Source organism: Rhodococcus sp. CX (assembly GCF_015865005.1).
GTDB lineage: Bacteria > Actinomycetota > Actinomycetes > Mycobacteriales > Mycobacteriaceae > Rhodococcus.
Genome location: NZ_JADZGH010000264.1, coordinates 15,793 through 19,427, shown reverse-complemented (window position 1 = coordinate 19,427; position 3,635 = coordinate 15,793). Strand labels below are relative to the sequence as shown.

At 70.2% G+C, this 3,635-nt stretch carries 3 protein-coding genes and 1 pseudogene; 2 read left to right on the top strand and 2 right to left on the bottom strand.

From position 1 onward, the window contains the following. Positions 1–284 (top strand): annotated as a pseudogene (locus I0Q12_RS34285) (haloacid dehalogenase); the annotation flags it as partial. Between the two features lie 5 nt (positions 285–289). Here the strand turns inward: I0Q12_RS34285 and I0Q12_RS29420 are convergent. Together I0Q12_RS29420 and I0Q12_RS29415 are read right to left on the bottom strand one after the other, a co-directional pair. Next, positions 290–1,951, bottom strand: coding sequence for an ABC transporter permease (locus I0Q12_RS29420; RefSeq protein WP_197257277.1), 1,662 nt, complete (start codon positions 1,949–1,951; stop codon positions 290–292). Beyond that, complete coding sequence (locus I0Q12_RS29415; protein WP_197257275.1) at positions 1,948–2,853, bottom strand: ABC transporter ATP-binding protein; 906 nt, start codon at positions 2,851–2,853, stop codon at positions 1,948–1,950. Before I0Q12_RS29415 ends, I0Q12_RS29420 begins: the two co-directional genes overlap by 4 nt. 210 nt (positions 2,854–3,063) lie before the next feature. On the opposite strand from I0Q12_RS29415, the gene I0Q12_RS29410 reads away from it, so the two are divergent. Further along, positions 3,064–3,635: lipase family protein (locus tag I0Q12_RS29410; RefSeq protein WP_307846622.1), on the top strand; the 572-nt coding region annotated here is incomplete at its 3' end.

The following is a 3,635-nucleotide window of genomic DNA, read 5'->3' as shown; positions in this document are numbered from 1 at the left end:
ACGTCGGCGCCTACAAGCCCGCCCCGAACCACTTCGAGGCGCTCGACGACGCGTTGACCGAACTGGAGATTCCCCGCGACCGCCTGCTGCACGTCGCGCAGTCGCTGTTCCACGACCACGTGCCCGCCAAGCGCCACGGACTGCGCTCGGTCTGGATCAACCGCCGCCACGACCGGCCCGGCCAGGGCGCGACCCCGGTCCCGTCCGGCGACTACAGCTTCGACGCCGAATTTCCCGGCATGCAGGCGTTCGCCGAGGCAGCCCGGGCCGCGAAGCACGGGTGAACCGGTCACTGCACGGCGATGTCGCGGCGGCGCAGGGCCGCAACGCCGGCCGCGGCGAGCAGGACCGCCAGGACGGTGAGCACGACCAGCGGGAGGGCTCGCAGCTCGGCCGCCGGCAGCGCCGGCACGTGCACGAACGGCGACAGATCCATCACCCACTGCGGCAGGTTCAGCAGCGGCCCGATCTGGCCGATGAGCACCCACACCACGAACAGGCCCCACGCGATACTCGCCGCGCGTCCCGGGAAGGCGCCGACGCACAGGACGGCCGTCGCGGCGACCAGCAGCACGGCCGGGACGAATGCGAGCGCAGCCGGCATCAGCTCGCCGAGCGGTCCCCCGACGTCCCCGATCGCGATGCCGTACGGAACCGCGACCGCGACACCGAGAATCACGTGCAGGACCACGATTCCGACGACCACCACGACGACGTGGGACAGCATCCACGGGGCTCGGCCGAGCGCGGTCGACAGCAGCGGTTCCACGCGGCCGGAGCTCTCCTCACCGTGCATCCGCAGCACCGCCTGCACCGCGTACGCGGCGGTGAAGAAGGACATCATCAGGAAGGTCACGGCGAAGTACGCATCGGTGAGCGCCTCGGCGCCGCCGCCGAGTTGCGTCATCATGTCGGCGACCGCGCCGCCCTCGTCGAGGAAGTTGTCCATCTCGTCCGCAATGCTCCCGTACGTCACCGCGAGCACCGCGATGCCCAGCGCCCACCACAGCAGTGTCGTGCGCTGCATGCGCCACGCGAATCCGAGAGCCGTCGGCAGGCGCGGAGCGGCCCGGGCCGGGCCCGGGCGCGGCTGCACGAGTCCGGCACCGTGATCGCGCCTTCCGGTCAAGGCGTAGGCGAGCCACACGGTCGCGACGACGAACAGCGCGAAGATCGCGAAGACCCACCATTTGTCGGCGTCGAACGGCCGGACCTGTTGCGCCCAGCCGATCGGGCTGAGCCACGACGGCCACGCGCTGGTGACCCGGATCCCGGACTCGTCGACGCTGCCGGTGGTGTCGCCGACCGCACGCAGCAGGAACGACAGGCCCAGGGCGGCGCCCGCGAGCCCGTTCGCGGCGCGGGATCCCTCGGCGACCTGCGCCGTCACCGCAGCGATTCCGGCGAAGGCGAGCCCGGTGGCACCCGTCGCGGCTCCGAGCGCCAGCGAACCGCCCACGGGCAGTCCGAACGCGACGGAGACGACCGTGAGCAGCACCGTCAGCACCACGTCCGTGGCGAGTGCAACCAGCAGCGCCGCGGTGAGCATGGCCCGGCGTCCGACGACGGCCGCGCCGACCAGTTCCGCCCGCCCGGTCTCCTCGTTCTGGCGGGTGTGCCGAACCACCATCATCGAGTTCATCAGCCCGGCGGCGAGCGCCAGGAACAGCAGCGTCTGGGCGGCCACCACGGCGCCGAGACTGTCACCCGACACCAGCCCGTTGGTGGCGAGCACCACCGGGGACACGGCGGAACTGACCGCGATCAGGTGCAGGTCGTTCGCGGTCGGGTACAGGTCCTTCAGGCTCACCACCGAGATCGCGTAGACGACGGCGAACGCCACCAGCCACACCGGTATCTGCACGCGGTCGCGGCGCAGCGCCAGGCGGATCAGCCTGCCCGTGCCTGCATAGGCGGGGCTCGGATGCCTGCCGGTCGCGACGGTGCTCACAGTCCGCTCCCGCCGGGCACCTCGTCGCCGTAGTGCCGCAGGAACAGCTCCTCCAACGTGGGTGGGGTGCAGGTCAGGGACGTCAGTTCGAAGTCGAGCAGCCGGCGCAGCACCTCGTCGAGCTGGGCGGTGTCGACTTCGCACTGCACGCGCAGCCCCTCGATCTCCAGGTCGTGGACGCCGGGGTGATCACCGAAACCCACTGCGGGACGGGCCGTTTCGGCACGGATCGAGGTGCGGGTGAGGTGCCGCAGCTCGCTCAGGCTTCCCGATTCGACGGTGCGTCCCTGCCGGATGATCGTGACCCGGTCGCACAGGGCCTCGACCTCGGACAAGGTATGGCTGGACAGCAGGACCGATCGGCCGTCGGCGACGGCTTCGCGCACGCAGTCCCGGAACACCTCGTCCTTGAGCGGGTCCAGCCCGGAGGTGGGTTCGTCGAAAAGGAACAACTCCACGTCCGAGGCGAGGGCGGCCACGATCGCGACCTTCTGCCGGTTGCCCTTCGAGTAGGTGCGGGCCTTCTTGGTGGGATCGAGCTCGAATCTGTCCAGCAGGTCGGCCCGGCGGCGCTCGTCGATGCCCCCGCGCAGCCCGGCCAGCAGGTCGATGGCCTCACCCCCGGTCAGGTTCGGCCACAGGTTCACATCGCCCGGCACATAGGCCAGCCGCCGGTGCAGGTCCACGGAGTTGCTCCACGGATCTCCGCCGAGCAGTTCCGCCCGGCCGGAATCGGCGCGCAGCAGGCCGAGGAGGATGCGGATGGTGGTGGATTTACCGGCGCCGTTGGGTCCGAGGAAGCCGTGCACCTCCCCGACGCGCACCTCGAGGTCGAGGCCGTCCAGGGCTCGGGTCGAGCCGAAGGTTTTGACGAGTTGAACTACGGAGAGTGCCTTCGTCATGTTCGGGAGGCTACTCGGGAGTGGCTGCGGGCGCCGGGTTCTCGGAACCGCACGAGGTTCTCGGTACCGCGCGAGCCGATGGTTTCTGTTGCGTAACGAGTCGAGGGCACAGTGTCCCGTTCGTAACGAACTGTGATCGATGGTCGATAATGCGACGGATCGTTGTCTCCCGCCACTGTCGGCGGGGTTGTTCGTCTGTGGAGGTTGTCTGTGGGTACCCGAGTTCGCCGTGGAATTCTGCGCCGTGGAATTCTGTCCGGGGCCGTGTGCGTCGCAGCCGCGGTCGCAACCATCGCATCCACCGCCCCGGCCGGCGCCGCACCCGTGTACCCGCCGTTGCCGGCCGACCCGTTCTACCGGCCCGCCGCCGCTGCTTCCTCCTCCACACCGGGTGACGTTCTCGGAATCCGGCGCATGCCGACCCCGGCGGGAATCACCGGGGCCGACACCTGGCAGCTCAGCTTCCGCTCCACGAATTCACAGGGCGAGCCGATCACCGCGGTGACGACGGTGCTCGCTCCCGTCGGCAAGGCACCGGACGGGCCGCTGCTGTCGTTCCAGCACGTGATCAACGCACTCGGACCGCAGTGCGCACCGTCGCAGACGCTGTGGACCACCGACCCGAACCTGGAGATCCGCGAGGCTGTCGGCCTGAACGTCGCGCTGCAGCGAGGCTGGACGGTGGCGATCCCGGACCATCTCGGACCGACCAGCGCGTACGGGGCCGCCAAGCTGGGCGGCCAGATCACGCTCGACGGCATCCGGGCGGTCCAGCGGGCACC

Excerpts from the sequence above, each read along its gene's own strand:
- I0Q12_RS29415 (WP_197257275.1), bottom strand. The coding sequence starts at position 2,853 with ATGACGAAGGCACTCTCCGTAGTTCAACTCGTCAAAACCTTCGGCTCG.